A 19,211-nucleotide genomic window follows, 5' to 3' on the forward strand; every position below is an offset into this window, starting at 1 on the left:
CGTAAAATCTCCAATTCCATTGACCGCTCCCAAATGATCGCGGTCTCAGATCGGCCAACCCGCGCAGCGGTGGGCGGAATCCCAGAACATCCATTCGTAGCGCGTGGCGTTGCAAAAGGCGGTCTTCATCGCGGCGCGGGTGGCGGGAGTTCCATTGGCGGCCGCTTCGTCGACCAGGGCGCGCACGCGGTCGGTTGCCGCGCCGAACGAGGGGTCGGCATATGTATCGATCCATGCGCCATAAGGGTTGGGCGATGAGGCGCGCGGCTTGATGGCGCAGCCCACTTCCCAATAGACCCAGAAGCAGGGGAGAATGCCGGCGATCAGTTCCTCGTAGCTGCGCGTTGCGGCGAGGCTGGCGAGGTAGCTGGTGTAGCCCAGACACTCGGGCGTGGCTTCGGCGGTGCGCGCCATGTCGGCCGTGACGCCGAACTGCGCGAAGAAAGCCTGGTGCAGGACCTCTTCGACCTGCACTGCGACCTTGGCGCCGTCCGAGAACTCCATCCGGCCTGCCGCCGTCGGCGCGCGGGCGGCGGCTATGGCCAGAACGCGGGCGTATTCGGCCAGATAAAGGCTATCCTGCACGATGTAGTGCCGGAAAGCCTCCGGGCTCAGGGTGCCATCTGCCAGTTCGGCAAGAAAGGGGTGAGCCAGGATAGACTGGCGCAGCGGGGCAACCTCTTCCCAGATCGTGTCGCAGAAGCTCATGGGGGCTGGTCCTTCGTTGGAGGCGGGATGCTGCGCTGGGGCTGGATCTGGCGCCCGGTGTTGCCGCTGAAATTGGCCGAGGGGGTCTAGGAAAAGGAGCCAGTCCGGTCAATCGCAGGCCGCCAGCGGGCGCATCAGCGCCAGCCCAGCGCCGGAGCCACGTGCGTTAGAATCGCTTCGAGAACGTGGACATTGTAGTCGACGCCCAACTGGTTGGGCACGGTCAGAAGGAGGGTGTCGGCCTCGGCGATGCCTTCGTCCGCGCGCAGCTGCTCGATCAGGCGGTCCGGTTCGGCAGCGTAGGAACGGCCGAAAACCGCGCGCATGTTGTCGATGATGCCGACCTGATCGCTGCCCTCGCCGCGTCCGAAATAGGCACGGTCGCGGTCGTCCATCAGCGCGAAGATCGAACGGGAAACGGATACGCGCGGCTCGCGGGGATGCCCTGCCTCCTTCCATGCCGCGCGGTAGGCGCGGATCTGGCGGGCCTGCTGGACATGGAACGGCTCGCCGCTTTCGTCTGCCTTGAGGGTAGAGCTTTGCAGGTTCATGCCCATCTGCGCTGCCCATACGGCGGTGGCGTTGGCGCCGGAACCCCACCAGATACGGTCGCGCAGGCCCGGCGAATGCGGTTCAAGCCGCAGCAGGCCCGGCGGGTTGGGGAACATTGGTTGGGGACTGGGGCGGGCAAAGCCTTCGCCCTTGAGCAGGCGCAGGAAGACTTCGGCATGGTGGCGGCCCATGTCGGCATCACTCTGTCCTTCGGTGGGGGCGTAACCGAAGTGGCGCCATCCGTCGATCACCTGCTCGGGCGAACCGCGGCTGATGCCCAGTTGCAGGCGGCCGCCGCCGATGAGATCGGCGGCCCCTGCATCCTCCACCATGTAGAGCGGGTTTTCGTAGCGCATGTCGATCACGCCGGTGCCGATCTCGATACGGCTGGTCTTCGCGCCCACGGCGGCCAAAAGCGGGAACGGCGAGCCAAGTTGCTGCGCGAAGTGATGGACGCGGAAATAGGCGCCGTCCGCGCCCAGTTCCTCTGCCGCCACAGCGAGGTCGATCGATTGCAGCAGAACGTCGCCCGCGCTGCGTGTGGCCGACTGCGGGCTATCGGACCAGTGCCCGAACGAGAGGAAACCGATCTTCTTCATGTGAACCTTTCGGCGAATGCGCCGTGGCCCGGAAAGAAGGCCGCGCGGACATGCTGCGCTACGTTGATGGGGAGCGTAGCGCTCGCCATCAATAGCTGAACGCCCGTTCAAGGGCGCATTCCGACCGCCGTGAAATGGTGAGGCTTCTGGCGCACTTACCGGATGCAAAGGCCCGCAAAGATGTCGCTTCCCAGTTTCCACACGTTGCCGCTGTCGCGCGACCAGCTGCGTGCGCCTTGGGCGCTTACGGAATATTGTTCGATATCCTGTCGGCGGGCTTCCCGGTTCGGGCTCAGTGGTGCGCAGGACGAGAGCTTGCCTTCGCTTTCGAAGATCAGGCAGGCGCCCTGGCTCGACATGAACCCGCTGCGGTCGCGCCCTCCAAACGTGCGGCTGACGATCTCCACCACGGTACCGAATTCGGTCATGCCGTTGGGGCCGGGGCGCGCGAAACTTCGGATACCGAGGATTTCGGTCGTGATATGCGTACCACTATCCGGCGCCGTCTCCAGGCCGAGATGAGCCCGCCATTGCGGGGACTGGTTGATCGTCGCCGCGACTTCGCTTGCCTGGGTCACGGCGGTTTCCATGGGGAGCAGGTCACCCGGGTTGCCGGCGAAGGCGATCTGCGAAAAACTGAGCGCGGGTATCCGCAGCTTCATGTCTTCCGCGATGCGGTCCCAGGCGATCTGTTCCTCGGCATAGTGGAGGCCGTCGGTGGGGAAGATGCGGTGATAGCGAAACGCCTCCATCCAGGCATCGCGGATGCCGTCCCCGTCGACGGGGACCAGCCGGATGTCGGCTGAGATCACCGCGCGCAGGAAGGTGAAGAAGCTGATGTCGAAGGGGGGGCAGTAGTCGAGCGCGCGGATCAGCATGGTCTGGAATATGCGGGCGGTCTTGCTCACTCGGTGCGCGATCTCGTCCGCCAGCGAAGGAGACAGCGCGCCGGGCGGGAGTATCCCGGTGCCGTTCGTCGCAATGTCCACAAGGCGGTCGATGCGCCGGTTGGCGACCACCCGGAACGCCTGATACACGGCCTGAACCAGCACGTTGCCAAGATCGTGCGGTTCCTCGCCGACGGTATCGTACATCAGGTCGCCTGAGAGCGGGCGCAGGGTATTGCCCAGCCCGGATGTCTTGGCGAAGGTGCGGGCCAGCGAATTGAGGATGTCCAATGCATCGATATTGGCGCGAGCGTTCCTGATCTGCTCGGCGACGAGGTCTGCGTAGCGAAAGCGCTGGAAGATCGCGATCAGGTCGGCGAACGCCTCGTGAAAGGCCAGCACGTCGCGGTTGGTAGGGGTGACGAAATGGGGCTTTACCGCATCCAGAAGGGCGTGGGTCATCTCGTGCACGATCACGTCGTGGGACAATGCGGTGAACACCCGGCTGCCCGGTGCATAGCCTACCGCGTCCTGCTTGGCCTTGTAGTACCCGAAGGATATCCGGGCTTCCTTGCGGTCGTACCAGGCCTGTGCTTCTTCCATGGCCCAGGGATGGAGTTCGAAGCAGCCGCTGCGCTCCCACAGTTCGGTGCCGTCTTCGCTCGTGTCGACAGGGCGCAGCCCGAGCGCGATCTCCCGGCCAAGCGCGCGCCGGAAGGTGATGTAAAGATCGGAGGCGACGGCATAGACCATCTGGACGATGAAGCGTGGGTCCGACAACGACGGCGCATAGCCGCTATCGGCAAGGATGGCGGCGCTGTCCGGCTTCATGTCGAACATGCCCTGCAGCTTGATCCAGGCATCGCCGTGGGGGAGGACGATAGCGAAACGCTCGCCGCGCACGGCAGCGGCGGGGGCCGCCGTCACGGTCAGCGGCTCGAAAGGGAGCGCGATAGTGACGATGCCGCCGCGCTGGCTGCGTATCGAGGTATCAGCGGCATACACCCGCACCGCGCGCATGATTGGATAGTCGCGCGGGTCTGCGCTGGGGCGCGCTGGCGCTTGGCTCGACGAGCAGGCCGGACGCGGGCTTCGTACTTCGTGCAGCACCCGCGCCGATACCGTGACCTTGCCCCCCACTTGCCCGGCCGGGGTGTTCATGAGAGGCCGCCGAACAGCGCCGAGGCGGCAAGGACATCGGAGCCTTCCAGCAGCGGTTTCTGGGGATCGCCCCGCATCTCGCGGGCGATGGCTTCGAATGCGGCCTGCGCGCTCAAGGATGCACCCTGCCCCTGAAGGACGCGGGCGGCGGCGCGGGTGAACAGGCCTGAGCCATTTTCCTCGATCGCGGATTCGTGCGGGAGGCAGGCGCAGAAAGTCAGGTAGGGCAGTTCCGCGCCGTAGGCCGCTACCCGCGCACTGCCCTTCGCGCGCTTGGGCGCTGCGGCATAGGCCTTGCGGGCGATCTCGTCCGGCAGCGAGACGCTGCGCTTGCGCCGGCGGGATGTGTCGGCCAGCGCCATGCGGCTGGACCGACCGGAGTGGCAGAAATCATGGAACCGCACGAGCTTCACGCCTTGCGGAACGGCGAGCAGGGCAGGCCATTCATCGTCGACGATTAACCCGCCGTCGCGCCAGTCGATGGCGACCAGCGCTTCGTCCAGCGTATCGGTGAACTGGTTGTCGGCGAGTTCGTCGCCGTCGACGTCCAGCACTTGCGATCCGTGCGAGGATATGTGGATGAATACGGTGTCCCCAGCCCGGCTGCGCAGGAGGGTGCTCCTGATCGCATCGCGGATTTCCCCGGCATGGAGATCGACGAGGACTTTCGATTCGAAACCCTGGCCCCTGAAGGTTTGCGCCCAGGTGTTCGCATCGTTGATGCAGCCGAACAGTGCCATGCCGTCGGGGAAGGCGTTATTACCAATGCACAGCGCGATTTTCTGCGCCCCGACGCGGACTGAGCCGGGGTTGGCCTGAGGGATTGGTGTGGGCGCGGCGTCCCCGCCGGTCACGGGATCGGCCACAGGCAGGGGCGCGGCGAAGCCTGCGCGGAAAAGCTCCTGCGGTACACCATAGTAGTTGGGTTCGGAGATCGCCCGGGCGAGACGCGGCTCGCCGGCAGGAAACGGCGGGGCCACCTGTATGGTCGCTGGTATCCCAAGCATCCGCCTGAGTACGCTTTCCATGGTCGGCGCGTCGTTGTCGAAGCCGCCGTGCGTGCGCGATGTGGAAGCGCTGTCGAGCGGCGTAGAGGGCTCCGTAGGGGAAAGGAATATATTCCTGCCGAATGCTTTCTCCAGTTTTGCATCGCCGCGGTGGAAATCCTCCATCCCCAGGATCGGCGTGTCGCGCTTTTCCTCGAAAGCGCGCGAGACGAGGTAGAGCAGCGACTTGCGGTAGGCTCCAGCGCAGTTATCGGCGCGTTCGGCCTCGCGCGAGAGGCCGAACAGCAGGGCTTCCTCGATCCTGCTGCCGATCAGCGGCGCCAACTGAGCGTCGAACAAGGCATTGGTCACCGCCGGGGCAAGGAAATGGACCTGTTTTACCCGGAATTTGCTCGCGCAAAGCAACGGAAGGAGATGGGCGTGGAAGATCGAGCCGGCGCTGTGGCCGATGGCGAATATCTCCCCCGGCTGGGTCCACTTTGCGGCCAGCTTCTCGACGAAGATATGGGCGCCGCCGTTTGCATCGCTTGCCCGTGCGGCACTGTCCTTCATCGCGCGCCACAGCACGCTGCCGATTTTGGCGCCCAGCCGTTCGACGACGAGGTCGGTGGTGTGATCCCAGATATCGCGCGAGACCGCCCGGTCATGCCTTTGGTTGCTGTCGAGGATCTGCCAGAAGGTTTCCAGCCCGCCCGTTTCCCATACGAAGAACAGTGGATAGATGCCGTGTGCCAGCCACCAACGGTGATAAGCCCATGCCATGGCAAGGCCATAGCGCTCGTTGGTCAGCCCGCCGTGGGCATATAGCATCAGCTTGTAGCCCCCGGCCTTGCACTTCTCGGCGATGCCGGCGACGATGCGGTCGAGATCGGCCGGGGATGTGGCCGCAATGCCGTCATCAGACAGGCGCCCCTTGCGCAGGTTGATCATATGGGGCGCCAGCGCGCGCAGTTGCTCGGGTGAGCCGCTGAACGGGCCGGGATCCAGGTAGGGTGGCCATGACGGCGCCGGGGGCATCGGCGGGGCCTGCCGCGGCACGGCGCCGCGGGCCTCGCCGGGTCGATAGCGGCTAGGGGTGCCTTCCACCGCTTCCAGAAAGGGGGGCAGCGGGGCGGCGGCGTCCTTGTTCCAGGCGCCCAGGAAGCTGTCGAGATCCCCGAGGAGCTTGTGCTGCCCCGAGTTCAGTTCTTCTGCTGCGTCGGCATCCAGCAGCGCCAGCAATTCGACGGGCTCCTTGCCGGTGATCGCGCGCCGGCTGGCGATCAATGTACCATCGGCGGTCAGCAGGTAATGGCTGAGCGAGTGGCCCGCATCCGCTGCTGCAGTTGCATCCGGGCCGGCTTGGGATATGGCGTTGTGCCCGCGATAAAGGTCGATGAATTCGGCGGCCGGGATGTTGCCTTTGACCTTCTTCACGGTGATCCACTTCGCGCCATCGGTGGCTTTCATGGACATGGCATTCTCCTATGCAATAGCCGGCTGCTGCCGGTTGAGGCGTGACAAGAGCAGGGGCATGGTGGCGGCCGCGCCGGGGATCAGGGTGAGGATCGATGCGGAAGTGTCGTGATTGAGGTACGTAATCAGCAGCGACCCCGCTGCGACCAGCAGCAGCAGCGGCAGGCGCAGCAGGCTCCACGTGCCGCCCGTCTCTGCCTCTCGGCGGAACTGGTCGAACCAGTCCGGGTGCTCCAGCGTGCGAACCCAGTGACCGAAACTTTCGTTCATGAGCTGGAAGTTCGGGTCGGTCCGCACCAGACGGCGGGCGAGCAATCCGTTGATGACGGAGAAGTTGCTGGTGTTGATGAACTTGTCGTGGGCCAGGTGGTACATCACCAGGTGCTCCTGCTTGGAACATCGCACCCACTGGCCCTGATAATAGTCGCCCAGGAAGTTCGCCATGTATTCATGGATCTGCTCGACATAGACGCATGACAGACTGCTGGCAGTCTGGTTTGCGGTGAAGCTGAACGATTTGATCTGGTCCTGGATGCGATCGGACGGGATGCGGATCATCTCGTCCGCGATTACCTGGGCGACGCCGGGATTGGCGCCGGCCCACTTTCTTACGTTGGCCGCCACGTCGCCCGAACCAATCTGCGCGAGCAGGCGGTCGAGGTTGCTGTCGGCTTCGCTCCGGCTTTGCACCGGGGCGGCCGTATTCTCGTTCCAGGTATAGGTGATGAATTCGGAGAACAGTTCTGCCCAGCGATACGACTCGCTCTCGTTCATCACGCCTGCCACCCCTGCGGCATCCGCCTCACGTTTTTCGCGTTCGCGGGTCTGGCGAAGGCGGACCAACGGCAGGGTCTGGGCGAAGAAGAAGATGTTTGCCTCCGGCCGCGCGGTGAGCTGTTCCAGCAGGCTCAGCGTCTTCAGGCGTAGCTGGCGATTGGCGACGATGCTCTCGAACCCGGTGACGACCCAGGACTTGACGGTGAGCAAGGCCATGGTCTTGTCTCCCAGTCGGTCGCGTTCGATGGCGAGGTCGAACAGTTCGAACCCCCGGCCATGGGATAGCTCGATCTGAAGGTCCGTAAACTGGCGATAGGGGTAATCGATGAAGACCGCCTTGACCGGTTCGGTGGCGCTGTTGCTCGTCCACATCTCGCGGATCTGGCTGGGCGAATGCGGTGGGTGCAAGGCGCGAAAGGCGAAATGCTGCAATCCGAACAGGCTGTTGGCGAGCAGGAGCAGCAGCCGGTAAACCGCATAGATCGCCGCAATCGCGGCAGCCACCACGAAGAGGATGTCGCCGACAAGGATAGCCAGCTTTCCTGGCAGGTCGGGCGGGAAGGCCTCGCCGGTCTCCTGCGCGGCGTCGCGCACGTTGCTCAGCAAGGCTGCGGCGGCGGCTCCGGGGTTTGCGACTGAACCCGCGCTGTCTTGCTGGCGCGGGCTCCACAGATAGAGGACCGGCGCCGCCAAAGGCGACCGGGCGCCAAGATCATGCCGATAGCGTTCCAGCAGCGTCGCTTCGACGAACAGGTGCGGAGTGAAGCGCGCAGGGGCCGGGCCACATGGCGCGGAGGCGGCGTTTTCACGCGGCGCGCATGGGTAGAGGCTGCGCTGAAGCGCGCTTATCGCTTTGCTGCCTGCCTCTCTGGCATCCTCCAGACGCAGCATGTTCTGCGGGGCCCGGTCGGCGCGCACCACTCCGGCACCAGCGCAGTAGGCGGCTATCGGGGGGATCACCGCCAGAAGGTATAGTGCGATCGCCTGCAGGCGCAGCACGCGGCGCAGCCTGTGCGCGACGGATGCCAACCGGTCGCCCTTGCGGTGCCGGGGCCGCGCCGCGTGCCGGTTTACAACCGCTTCGAGCAGCGCCTGAACGGTGTAGCGCCCGCGCCAGCCATCGGTGGCGAGCAAGGCGATGGCGACCAGCAGCAGACCGTGGAGCACGATCCGCCACGGCGGTTGCCCTGCCGTGACCATGCAGGCGGCGGCAAACAGCGCGATGCAAGCGAACCCAGCCAGAGCCGCACCGGCCAGACGCTGCATCCCGCGATGCCACTGTCCATTGGCCTGCGGCTTGGCGAACAGCATGGTCAGCACGAAGCTGCCGAGCAAACCGTGCAGCAGCATCGCATCGCCCGACGCCGTGAACAGTCCCGCCAGCATGAGCACGCCAAGGAGGATATGCGGAACGATGGTTCGGTCCAGCCACTGCTTGCGGGCCGCATCAAGCGCGGGATCGGGATCGGGCCAAAGCCGCCGGACAAGCGCCGCGCGGTCCACCATCGCCGCCAGTGTCATGGCGATGGCCAGCAGTATTCCAACCGCGAGCATCATCGTTCCGGCCAGATAGGCTGGTGCCAGGGCGAGGTTCTCAAGCCTGGTCTTGTCGTACCACACAGCGACCAGCCAGCGCGGCGAGCAGGCGGCGCCGAAAGTCATCCGCACTTTTCGGCCGCCATAAAGCCCGGTGAAGGCAAGGGTCGGTGCCGGTGACGGTGCCCCCATCGCGGCGGCGTCGCAGCGCGCGCGCAATGCCTGCGCGGCACGTTTCAACTCCGTCGTGGTATCGAGTTGCTGGTCGAAATTCTCGCTGTGTTCGCGGGTGGGGTCGGAGTGGTGCAGGACTTCGAGACTGACGGGGTCGATCACGGCAAAGCCGAAATCGGCGGGCATCGGTACGTCCATCGCTGAGGCAAGAGGCTTGCCTGCCATGAGGAACCCGCCGCGTGAAAGCGGGTCCGCCAGCAGCGCGACCATGCGTGAGTTGCCGTTGTTGGCGGCCGGGACCTGGTCAATGACGTACGTCCAGCCCGAATTGCAGTGGGGCTTCCTGATTATGGCTGGAGGCGCTGTCGACTGTGCTGGAGCCTTGGGGTCGCAGGGCAGCGTATCGCCGCTACGCAGCCGGACGAAATATCGCCGTTTGGTGATGTCGGCCTGGGGAGGATGGTTGCTGGCCCCCGCGGCATTGAGGACTTGCCCGTCCTCCGCCCGGCGCAGTTGCACGACCAGTAGCGGAAGCGGGCTGGGGTCGCTCAGCGCAGCCTGCTCCTTTCCGGTGGTTGGAGGCTTGCCGGCTTTGGCATCCAGCAGCGGCGAGGGCGGAGGATATGGGGCACCGTGTCCGGCCCCCAGTTCTCCGGCATGGCTTTGCAGGGCCTTCAGGCTGTCGTCTATTTCGCGGTTAAGGTCGCGGGCCATCGCTGCCGAAAGCGTCCGGGCCATCACGTCGCTGTCGCGCCGCAGGTCGGTCCATGCCAGCACCACCATGCAGGCGGTCACCAGCGTCGCGACGATGAGCGGCACGGCAGCCATGATGCCGATGACGTCGACCCAGCTCAACGAGCCATTGGGGTCGATCGAAGCCAGCTTGATGAGCGGCACCAGCAAAAGCAACAGGACGACCGCAAAGCCGAACACGGCCTTGGTGAAGGGGCTGAGACTGCCTAGCGCCGCATTCACGCTGGGCGGCTCGCCCAGTGCGTCGATGCGGCATTGACGGGGCAGGCAGATGACATCCGGCTGGCCTTCGCGGGTAATGGTAACGGGCCGGCCCAGGTCCAGCGGCCATGCGTAGAGCAACCGTTCGATGCCCGCGAACACGATCGGGATCGCGCCGTCCCGCTTGGCCGCATCGGCCAGTTTCACCGCGCCGTCGTCGTTCGTACCAGTGCTTCTGGACGTGACCAGGGCTGAAGCCAGCGGCTTGTCTGGCCAGTCGCCATCACCGCGCAGAACCATCAGGACCGTGCCGTCCGGCCCCTCGATGGCCAGATCGCGTGGGCCGTCGTCGTGGGACTTGTCTCCAAGGATCGTGTCGAAGGAGGCGCGGGCGCAAAGCGGCGGGCCTTTGCTTACGGCGATGATCCGCAGCTTGCGGTCGCGCGCCTGTGTCCCCTCGGCGCCAAGGCGCAGCTGGGATGCTGTCGCCATCGCGCCCGCGCACCAGTCGGCGGCGGGATCGGTGGGCTTGGCGACTTCGATCTGGAACCGCTCGGTCCGGCTTTCGCCGATATCCTGCCTGCCTTCTGGCGAAACTCTTTCGGTGACGACATCGCCAAGATCGTGAAGCTGGTGCGCGATCCGCTGCACCGCGCCGAAATCCGCCTGCTGGCGCCGCAGCGTCAGATCGGAGCGGGCCTGCACGAATAGCAGTCCGAACAGCAGGACGACGATGAGGCAGGTCGAGACCAGCAGAGCGGCCGTCCGGGTCGCGGGTGCGGAGGATATCTTCTCCAGCATCGTGTCAGCCCCCGACGCACATCACAGGAACTGTCGCAAGTAGCGGGCCCAGCCGGTCGTGCGGTCGAAGTGGAGCGCGGAATAGGTCGCTGAGGTGTTGAACCATTCGCCCCGCGACGAGGGAAACCAGAAGGCCAGCCCCCGCGACCGGGCGACGCTTGGCCCCAGTGCGCAGTGGGCGACGCGTGCGGCGGTGGTGGCCTGTTCCAGCAAACCTGCCGCGCTGCGCAGGGCCATGTCCTGGGCGATGGAAGCCAGGTTCTGCGCGAAGTCGATGAGGTCGTAGCTGTCCTTGATGTCGAAGGACTGGCTGCGGCGGCGCGCGGTATCAAGGGCGATGAACCCGGCTTCGCTCAACGGCTGCGCGGCGGCGACCAGCGACTTGAAGGCGGAGACTATCGCGCCCGAGGCGGTGAAGGCGCCCAGCGTGCAGGGAAACAGTTCGGGCCGCGAAAAATAGGATTGCTCGAAGGCAGCGACAGCGCTTTGGCCCAGTCGCAGCCCGTCCACCGGGCCGGCCGCCAATCCGCCCAGCCAGCGATGATAGTCCCAGCCGTCACCCGGCTCCAGGTCTTCAGATGCGGTGATGACCCGGGCCACCGTGTCGAATTCCGCCAGCACCTCGACCATGCCGTTGAGGCAGGTGTCGGAGAAGACCATCTCCACTTTGGTCCGGCCGGCGGCGGCGAGGCTGCCTGTCAGCACCTTGCCCGCCTCCAGCGTGGTGAGGAGGCCGCCGTTGGTATCGTCGTGCAGCATGGCGCGAATCTGCTGGTCGGCAGGGCGGCTCCCCCAGAACAGGCGGCGCCGGGGACGCTGACGCAGGGCGCGGCGGCGCGGCGTTACCGCGCGGCCGCGTGCGACGATATCGGCAGCGGGATCGGCTTCGTCGAAGACACCAGAGCCGTGGTCCCAGAAACCGATCGCCACCGGTACTTCGGCAGGGACACTGGCGAGCGCGCGGGTGAGGAACGCGGTGAGGACGGCGGGGTCGCCGGTGTCGATCTCGCCCCAGTCCTCAAGCGTGCGCAGCCGCCCTCGCGAGAGTTCGAGTACTTTGGCCGCGCTGCCGAAATGGTCGGTCAGGGCGATTACCAGACCGTCGCCGGGCAGGCCGTCCAGCATTTCGTTGAGATCGGTGTCGACATAGCTCGACAGGTTGTTGTCCCCCCCGAACAGTTCGATGATGGCGAACCGGGGGGATTTCATCTGGATCGCAAAGGGTTGCACTGACATGTCTACCTGCCGGTTGGAGGACAGTTCATTCGGTGCGACCCGTTTATTCTTGGGAACTACGCGCGGTTTACGGACCGGCGCCCGCCCATTGCTGCGCTTCCTTGCGGCCCCGCCCGTAGTCGATGATGCAGCGCATGTAGCGCGGGAAGAACTGCACCGGGTTGAGCAGCCGCTGGTCTTCGCGCCGCCAGTCGGCGCAGGTCATCGTGCCCTTGCCCAGGGCCGCCTCGTCCAGGGTGAATTCGTGGGTCTGGGCATCGGGGAGGATGCGCACGAGGTTGAAGCAGCCTTCGCAGTCGCCCGCTTTCGTCCCGATGCGCTGGGCGGAAAAGCGATAGACCTGATTGGCCAGGATTTCCTCGGACCGCAGGGCCAGTGCTATGAAGGTCCAGGGATCGTGCGCCCCTTCGAGGCCGCCGGTCGGTTGCTCGGCGCTGCACAGGCTGTCATCGGTTTTCGGGCAGGTGTCAGGCTTTGATACCTCCAGCGTGCCGTTGATGATTGCGTAAGTGACAGGCACCGAGACGGCGCCGCCGGTCAAATCCGAGCGCTTGCGGCGGTCGTCGATCACGGCGCCGATTTCAGCACCGAACAGGCCGAAGCGCGCCCCGCCATCCACATACATGCGGTTGTCGAGGAACACCGGCGCCGCTGCGATCGGTGCCGAAGATGAGGCCAGGATCGCGGAAATGTAGCAGTCCTTCAGGAAGGCCGCGTCCTTCGATTCCGGCTGCTGCGGCGTGGGCGGCAGAGGCTGGGCGGCAATGTAGCGGCTCGCCATATCGACCATGTCGAAGGCGACGGCATCGCCCGTGTCGACGTCGACAGCGCCGACCCATAATGTACGGCCCTGCCGCCGCCCATCGGCCACGGTAGCCAAGGTGCGGTAGGTCAGGTATTTGCCGAGGTGCTCCCGAAGCGGCTCAAGATCGGCAACGGCGCCGTGCTTGGCCAGCGCGATGCCCGCGTCGAGGCCAAGCCCGCCTGACGCGGATGGCTTGAGATAAGGCCGCAGCAAGGTGCTTTCGTCGACGATGCTGTATCCGGCTACCGCATCCTCGGTCTGTCCGGTAAATGCAAAAGTGGCGAGAATGGAGCCGGTACTGATCCCGGTCACCATCGTGAACCGCGGAAAACCCTTGTTGCTGCGTTCACGCGCCTGGCGCCATGCATCTAGGAAGCCCGCCCCAAAGGCTCCGTGCAGGCTGCCGCCGGAGAGGAACAGGAATGCCGGTGGTTCTCCGGCAGGGCCGCGCCCGCCGCCGGGGAGGCGGTTGATCGACTCGTCCACCTGCGCCCCGAAGCTGCTAGCGGCCAGAGTGCTGGTCAAAGGCTCTGCAGGGCCGCGCGCGCCGGGGGGCCGCGGATTGGCGATGGTGGAAGCGAGCGCCGCATCCTCTCGCGGTCCGGGAAGGTCCACCGCCAGCGGATGCCGCAAGAAGCCGCACATGTGTGCCTGCGGCGTGAATATCGCATCCTGGGCACAGCCGGACAGCACCGCCAGCAGCAGCGCCATGGCGATAAATAACCCGCCACGCACGGATATCGTCGCTGCTTTCGACCTGACCAGGGTTCGCACGAATCTGGCTTTGAAAAGAAAGCGATAGCTGTAATTTCTTTGGTAATTGCCCGATATGGATTCCATGACAAATATAGTCATAGGATCTCTCCCCCTTGTTTAATGACAAGGTAAACAAACCATCAAATAAGAAATTGACTTTAATTTTGGCGAACAAAGACATCTGTCGGTATTGAATGTCAATAATTTTCGATCTTGCTTGACGTTTGGTTTGAAATTTCGTTCTATTCGTATCGCCGCCACGGCACGCGATAGCGGTGGCCGTGGCGGCGTCGCCAAAACCATAACAGATTGTTTCCGCGAGGATCTGACCGGGCCGGCCGGTCGAGGGAGGATGTCATGGCGGTTGGGAAAGGCATTTTGGCGGGGCTCGCGCTCCTCGCGCTGGGCGGCTGCAATGGTGCCAGCGGCAAAAAGGACGAGGCTGTCCAGGCCGGCCTGTCTGACGATCACTTTGTCCAGGCGGGTGAGGATTATTTCAGGGACATGGATAACGGCGTGCGGCTGACCCCTGCCGAAGCGCGCGGCCGCAACATGTGGCTCGTCTGGAGCGGGGGCAACGACCGATTCTGGGACGGGATGACGAAGCCGACACTAGGCGGCTTCGACCTGCTCAAGATCGTGGCGCCCGATCCACGTTCGCCCAACCGCCGGGGCAACCGCTGGTATCAGCTCGGATTGGTGAACGAACCCTGCTTCAAGGCCCCGGCGAAAGTCGACAGCTATGGCCTGTGGCGCGATGAGCGCGACCCGGCCTGCCCGCCCGATCCTTTCGCCGATGCCGCGCGTTATCCGGGTGTGGCCATAGGCGCGCGGGGCAAGACCGTGCCGGTGGGCTCCTATTACGGCGAGCCGAGCGGCATTCTTGGTCTGCGGCTGTTTCCCAACCCCGACTTCGACGAGAAGGCGAAAGCCCGGTGGAGCGCTGCGCGTTATTACGCCGATCCGCGCTATTACAACGATCCCAAGCTGGTCAGGCCATACCGCGTGGGCATGAGCTGCGGCTTCTGCCATGTCGGCCCGAGCCCGGTGCATCCACCCAGGGATCCCGAGAACCCGACGTTCGCCGATCTCAATTCCACTGTCGGCGCGCAGTACATGTGGGTGGACCGGCTGTTCTTCTGGAACCCGAACGAGCGCAACTACATGTACCAGCTGGTGAAAACCTATCGCCCCGGTGCGATGGATACTTCGCTGGTATCGACCGACAACATCAACAACCCCCGGACGATGAACGCGGTCTACAGTCTGGGAGACAGGCTGACTGCCGCTCGCCAACTCGGCCATGAGGCGCTCAAGAGCGGTGAGCGGGATAACATGCAGTTCAACATGTTCACGAACAGCGCTGCGCTGACCCGCTACTTCGAGGCGCCGGATCAGGTCTGGACACCGCACGTCCTCAAGGACGGCTCGGATGCGGTGGGGGCGCTGGGGGCGCTGAACCGCGTATATCTCAATATCGGCCTCTACAGCGAGGAATGGCTGACTCATTTCAACCCGGTAGTCGGCGGTAAACCGATCACGCCGATCCGCATCGCGGTTGCCCGTAAGAACTCCGCCTATTGGCGCGCGACGGAAAAGGGTACGCTCGACACCGCGCTGTTTTTCCTGAAGGCGGCGCGGCCGGATCGACTGGCCGATGCGCCGGGAGGCGCGGCCCATCTTGGCACGCCAGAGGCGGTTGCGCACGGGCGCGACGTTTTTGCGGTTACCTGCGCGCGCTGCCATTCCAGCAAGCAGCCTCAGGCACCGGCGGGCGTCAGCCTCGCGGATAGTGCCGGGCCGGGCTACATGAGCCGCTTCAAGGCGTGGTGGAAATGGACGCAGGGACCCGACTTCCAGCAGAAGATGAAGGCGCTGGCGGCGCGGCCCGACTTTGCGAACGGTAATTACTTCAGCACCGACGTGCGTATCCCGGTCACGTTGCTGCGCACGAACTTGTGCAGTCCGTTGGCGACCAATGCGTTGGCTGGCAACATCTGGGACAATTTCTCGTCGAGTTCGTACAAGGCGCTGCCCTCCGTTGGCCGCTCCAGCTACCGCGATCCCTTCACCGGGGCGGCGTTGGCCTATGCGATGCCGGCAGGCGGGCGGGGCTATACGCGGGTGCCGTCGCTGGTTTCGCTATGGTCCACGGCGCCGTTCCTGCTCAACAATTCGGTGGGGCCGTTCAACGGAGATCCTTCGGTGAGCGGTCGGATGGCTGTATTCGATGCGTCGATCAAGGCGATGCTCTGGCCAGAGAAGCGGCCGCGGGACGAGGAGGTGCCCAATGCCGGCGGTGTCATCGACCGGACGACCACGCGCAGCTATCTGTTCGTGCCGTCCAGCCTCCTGCCCAAGCTGCCGGGCAAGCTCGACGACGAGGCGCAAAAGGCACTGGCGCAACTGACGAACAGCAACGGCGATATTGAGGTGGGGCCGATTCCCGCCGGGATGCCGGTGAACCTGCTTGCCTCGCTCCAGCCGCTGGCGGAAAGCCGGTCTCCGGCCGATATCACCCGGCACTACGGGCGGGTCCTTATCCTGCTTGCAAAGCTTAAGGCCGCAATCCTTTCTGTGCCGAAAGGGGCGGACGATGCGGCTTTGCGGGTTCATTTCTCCAACCTGCGCGGTAGTCTGATGGCGCTGAACAAGTGCCCTGACTTCGTCGTTAACCGGGGGCATTATTTCGGCACGGCAGCCTTCAACGACCAGGAGGGCCTTACCGCCGACGAGCGCGCTTTCGGCACTGAGCCGGTCTTGAGGGACGAGGACAAGCGGGCTTTGATCTCCTATCTGAAATCGCTTTAGGCCGCGCCTGGTGGAGGCCACTTACGATTATGTAGTGGTTGGGTCCGGCGCGGGCGGCGGCACGGTCGCGGCCCGGCTGGCGGAAGCGGGCATGCGTGTACTGGTCCTGGAGGCGGGACCCGATCCGGGGGGCGAGGCGAATTACGAGGTCCCCGCCTTCCATCCGCTGGCGAGCGAGGACCCGCAGTTCTCCTGGGCTCAGAAGGTCTCGCATTTTGAGGCTCCGCAAGAGGCATGCCTCGACGAAAAGGCTGATGCGGATGGCAATGTCCTTTATCCGCGCGCGGGGGCACTGGGTGGATGCAGCGCGCACAACGCGATGATTTTCCTGCCGCCGCCCGATGAAGATTGGGACTGGCTGGCCCGCCAGACCGGCGATGAAGGCTGGTCCGCCGCCGCGATGCGGGGCCATCGCCGCAGCGTCGAACAATGCCGCCATCGCCCCATGTGGCGCCTTCTTGCCCTGCTGGGTATCGACTCGACCGGGCACGGCTGGCGCGGTTGGCTGCCGGTTGAAAAGGCATTGCCGCTGCGGGCGATTGTCGACGCCGGCATGATCCGCGCGATCTTCTTCGCCGCCCTTGTCGAACTGGGCCGGGGGAAGGGGCTGAGGGCCAAACTGCGCGCTGTCTGGCAGAACTGGGGTGATCCCAACGACATTCGCCGGGGCGGCAGCGAACAACTGTGCTACCTGCCGCTATCGACCGACCGCCATGCTCGAACCGGCGCTCGCGAACGCCTGCATAGCGTTGCCGCGCGTCATCCCGAGCGTCTCGATATCCAGACCGACGCGCTGGCGACGCGGATCATTCTTGATGACAAAGGCAGGGCCTTGGGTGTGGATTGGACCAAGGGGCGCCATCTTTATCGTGCCTGCCCCCAACCATCCGAGGAGGAAGGCAGGATGATGACGGCCTACGCCTCGCGTGAGGTCATCATTGCGGCGGGGGCGTTCGCAACGCCGCAACTGCTGATGCTTTCGGGCATCGGCGACCCCGAGCGGATGGCCGCGCATGGCATTGCCCCCCGGATCAGCTTGCCCGAGGTAGGACGCAACCTGCAGGATCGCTACGAGATATCCATCGTCAATCGCCTGGCCCGTCCCTGGAAGTCGATGCGGGGCGCGGACTTTTCAATCGGCGACAGGCCCTACTGGCGCTGGCGGTACTGGCGCCTTGGCATGTACGTTTCAAACGGCGCCGCCCTCACGGCCCTGCGCCGCTCGTCGCGGGCACGGGGCCATGATCCCGACCTTGCGCTGATGGGTCTTATCGGCCGTTTCCGGGGCTATTACACCGGCTATGCGCAGGATACCTGGGCCGGCCGCGACGGCTTTTCATGGGCGGTACTCAAGGGACAGACGGGCAACCGGGCCGGGTCGGTCGATCTGGCCTCCGCCGACCCGCGCGATCCGCCCTTGGTCAGGTTTCGCAACTTCGCCGATCACGGAGATGCCGACCTAGATGCGCTGGTCGAAGGGCTGGAGATGGCGCGCGAATTGACTCGCCCGCTGGAGGATTGCGGCGCCATCGCCGAGGAGGAGGTCCCCGGCCGGCATGTCGAAGGCGGGGCCCTTCGGCAATGGGTGCGGACCCGCGCCTGGGGCCATCATGCCTGCGGCACGGCAGCCATCGGCCCGGTGCTGGACCCGCGCGGAAAGGTCCACGGCACCAACTGCCTGCGCGTGGTCGATGCCTCGATCTTCCCGCGCATACCGGGGCTGTTCCTGGTAGCTGCGATCTATCTCGCCGCGGAAAAGCTGGCTGCGGATATCCTTGCGGATGCCGGGCAGAGGAAAGGCTGAACGATGCTCACGCCGCTTCACCGCTTGCTCGAAGCCGGGCTTCATGCCGAGCGGCGTATCGATCCGTTCGTCCGCCCGGCGTTGGATAAGGTGCTGCGCTGGCCGCTTACGCGCTTCTTCAACTGGACCATCAACCTCACCCGCAGCCGCGATGTGCCGCCGCTCGCCATGGAGCGCATCTGGCCGGACGAGGAACAGAGCCTGGACACGATGGTGGCGGAAATGCAGCGCCAGCTCGACATAGACTTCACGCCCGGCAATTATGAACGTGCCGGAAATACCAAGACGCACGGCCTCGTCCATGGCGAGCTGACCGTGCTCCCGAACCTGCCCGAACATTTGCGCTGTGGTATCTTCGCCGCCGAGCGGAGCTATCCCGCATGGGTCCGCTTTTCCAACCCCGGCCCGCATGTCGAGCCTGACATCGACGACGTCGGTTTCGGCAGCATCGGCATTAAGCTGATGGACGTGCCCGGGCCTAAACTGATGGACGACGAACGGCACACGCAGGATTTTACCGCCGTTACCACCATTACCTTCGTCACGCCGACATCGCGGGAGAACGCATTTCTTCAGTACTGGAGCAGGCGGCACCTCCCCATCTGGTATTTCCTGAACCCGAAGCGCACGCATATCCGAGATTTCCTGATGCAGGCGCTGTGGAACCGCACGCTCGCCAATCCGCTGGCGAACGAATACTTTAGTTGTGTACCTTATCTGCTGGGCCCGGGGCAGGCGATGCAGTACAGTTTTCACCCGCTGACGCCGGTGTCGACGCATATCCCCCGTCTGCCATTGCGCCCGCCCGACAACTACATTCGCGACAATCTGGCCGAAAGTCTGCGTGCTGGCGAAGCCCGTTTCGAGATGCGCGTCATCCTGCAGAACGATCCGTTCCTGATGCCGATCGAGCAGAACGGCGTGCTGTGGGACCCGCGCCGCTCACCGCGTATTCCCGTAGCGACGCTCACTATTCCAAAGCAGGAATTCCAGTCGCCAGAGCAATTCGCTTTTGCGCGCCGCTTGACCATCAACCCGTGGCACTGCCTCGCCGATCATCGCCCGCTGGGAAACCAGAACCGCGCCCGCAAACGCATGTACTACGAGATGTCGCGCTATCGGCACGCCAGGAACGGCGAAACCCACGTAGAGCCGACCGGGGCGGAGAGGTTCTAGCCGCTTTCGCTC

At 64.7% G+C, this 19,211-nt stretch carries 10 protein-coding genes; 3 read left to right on the forward strand and 7 right to left on the reverse strand.

Annotated features, from left to right (window positions below; genetic code table 11):
- Positions 1-45: 45 nt before the first annotated feature.
- The 7 genes from tenA to V474_RS08100 form a co-directional block, all read right to left on the reverse strand.
- A complete protein-coding gene (gene tenA / locus V474_RS08070; protein WP_059151013.1) occupies positions 46-708 on the reverse strand; it encodes a thiaminase II in 663 nt (220 codons plus the stop codon).
- Positions 709-842: 134 nt separating this feature from the next.
- Positions 843-1,859 (reverse strand): LLM class flavin-dependent oxidoreductase, encoded by a 1,017-nt coding sequence (locus V474_RS08075; protein ID WP_059151014.1) that lies wholly within the window; start codon positions 1,857-1,859, stop codon positions 843-845.
- A gap of 155 nt (positions 1,860-2,014) precedes the next feature.
- The gene (locus V474_RS08080) at positions 2,015-3,907 is read right to left on the reverse strand and encodes a gluzincin family metallopeptidase (protein ID WP_059151015.1); all 1,893 of its coding nucleotides are present in this window, start codon (positions 3,905-3,907) and stop codon (positions 2,015-2,017) included.
- Entirely contained in the window at positions 3,904-6,369 is a 2,466-nt protein-coding gene (locus V474_RS08085) for a caspase family protein (protein ID WP_059151016.1), read from the reverse strand. The genes V474_RS08080 and V474_RS08085 overlap by 4 nt, the downstream gene beginning before the upstream one ends.
- Positions 6,370-6,378: 9 nt before the next feature.
- Entirely contained in the window at positions 6,379-10,611 is a 4,233-nt protein-coding gene (locus V474_RS08090; RefSeq protein WP_059151017.1) for a hypothetical protein, read from the reverse strand.
- A 21-nt stretch (positions 10,612-10,632) separates the two neighbouring features.
- On the reverse strand, positions 10,633-11,847 hold the full coding sequence (locus tag V474_RS08095; protein ID WP_059151018.1) for a clostripain-related cysteine peptidase: 1,215 nt from the start codon (positions 11,845-11,847) through the stop codon (positions 10,633-10,635).
- Between the two features lie 67 nt (positions 11,848-11,914).
- The gene (locus V474_RS08100; RefSeq protein ID WP_236710935.1) at positions 11,915-13,363 is read right to left on the reverse strand and encodes a patatin-like phospholipase family protein; all 1,449 of its coding nucleotides are present in this window, start codon (positions 13,361-13,363) and stop codon (positions 11,915-11,917) included.
- Between the two features lie 402 nt (positions 13,364-13,765).
- Between V474_RS08100 and V474_RS08105 the strand changes: the two genes are divergently transcribed.
- Genes V474_RS08105 through V474_RS08115 form a run of 3 tightly spaced genes read left to right on the forward strand, consistent with a single transcriptional unit; the run spans position 13,766 to position 19,199 of the window.
- The gene (locus V474_RS08105; RefSeq protein ID WP_059151020.1) at positions 13,766-16,219 is read left to right on the forward strand and encodes a hypothetical protein; all 2,454 of its coding nucleotides are present in this window, start codon (positions 13,766-13,768) and stop codon (positions 16,217-16,219) included.
- A 10-nt stretch (positions 16,220-16,229) separates the two neighbouring features.
- Complete coding sequence (locus V474_RS08110) at positions 16,230-18,023, forward strand: GMC family oxidoreductase (protein ID WP_148649322.1); 1,794 nt, start codon at positions 16,230-16,232, stop codon at positions 18,021-18,023.
- A gap of 3 nt (positions 18,024-18,026) precedes the next feature.
- Entirely contained in the window at positions 18,027-19,199 is a 1,173-nt protein-coding gene (locus V474_RS08115) for a catalase family protein (protein ID WP_059151022.1), read from the forward strand.
- The last annotated feature ends 12 nt before the right edge of the window (positions 19,200-19,211 follow it).

It is taken from the genome of Novosphingobium barchaimii LL02 (genome assembly GCF_001046635.1).
Classification (GTDB): Bacteria; Pseudomonadota; Alphaproteobacteria; order Sphingomonadales; family Sphingomonadaceae; genus Novosphingobium; species Novosphingobium barchaimii.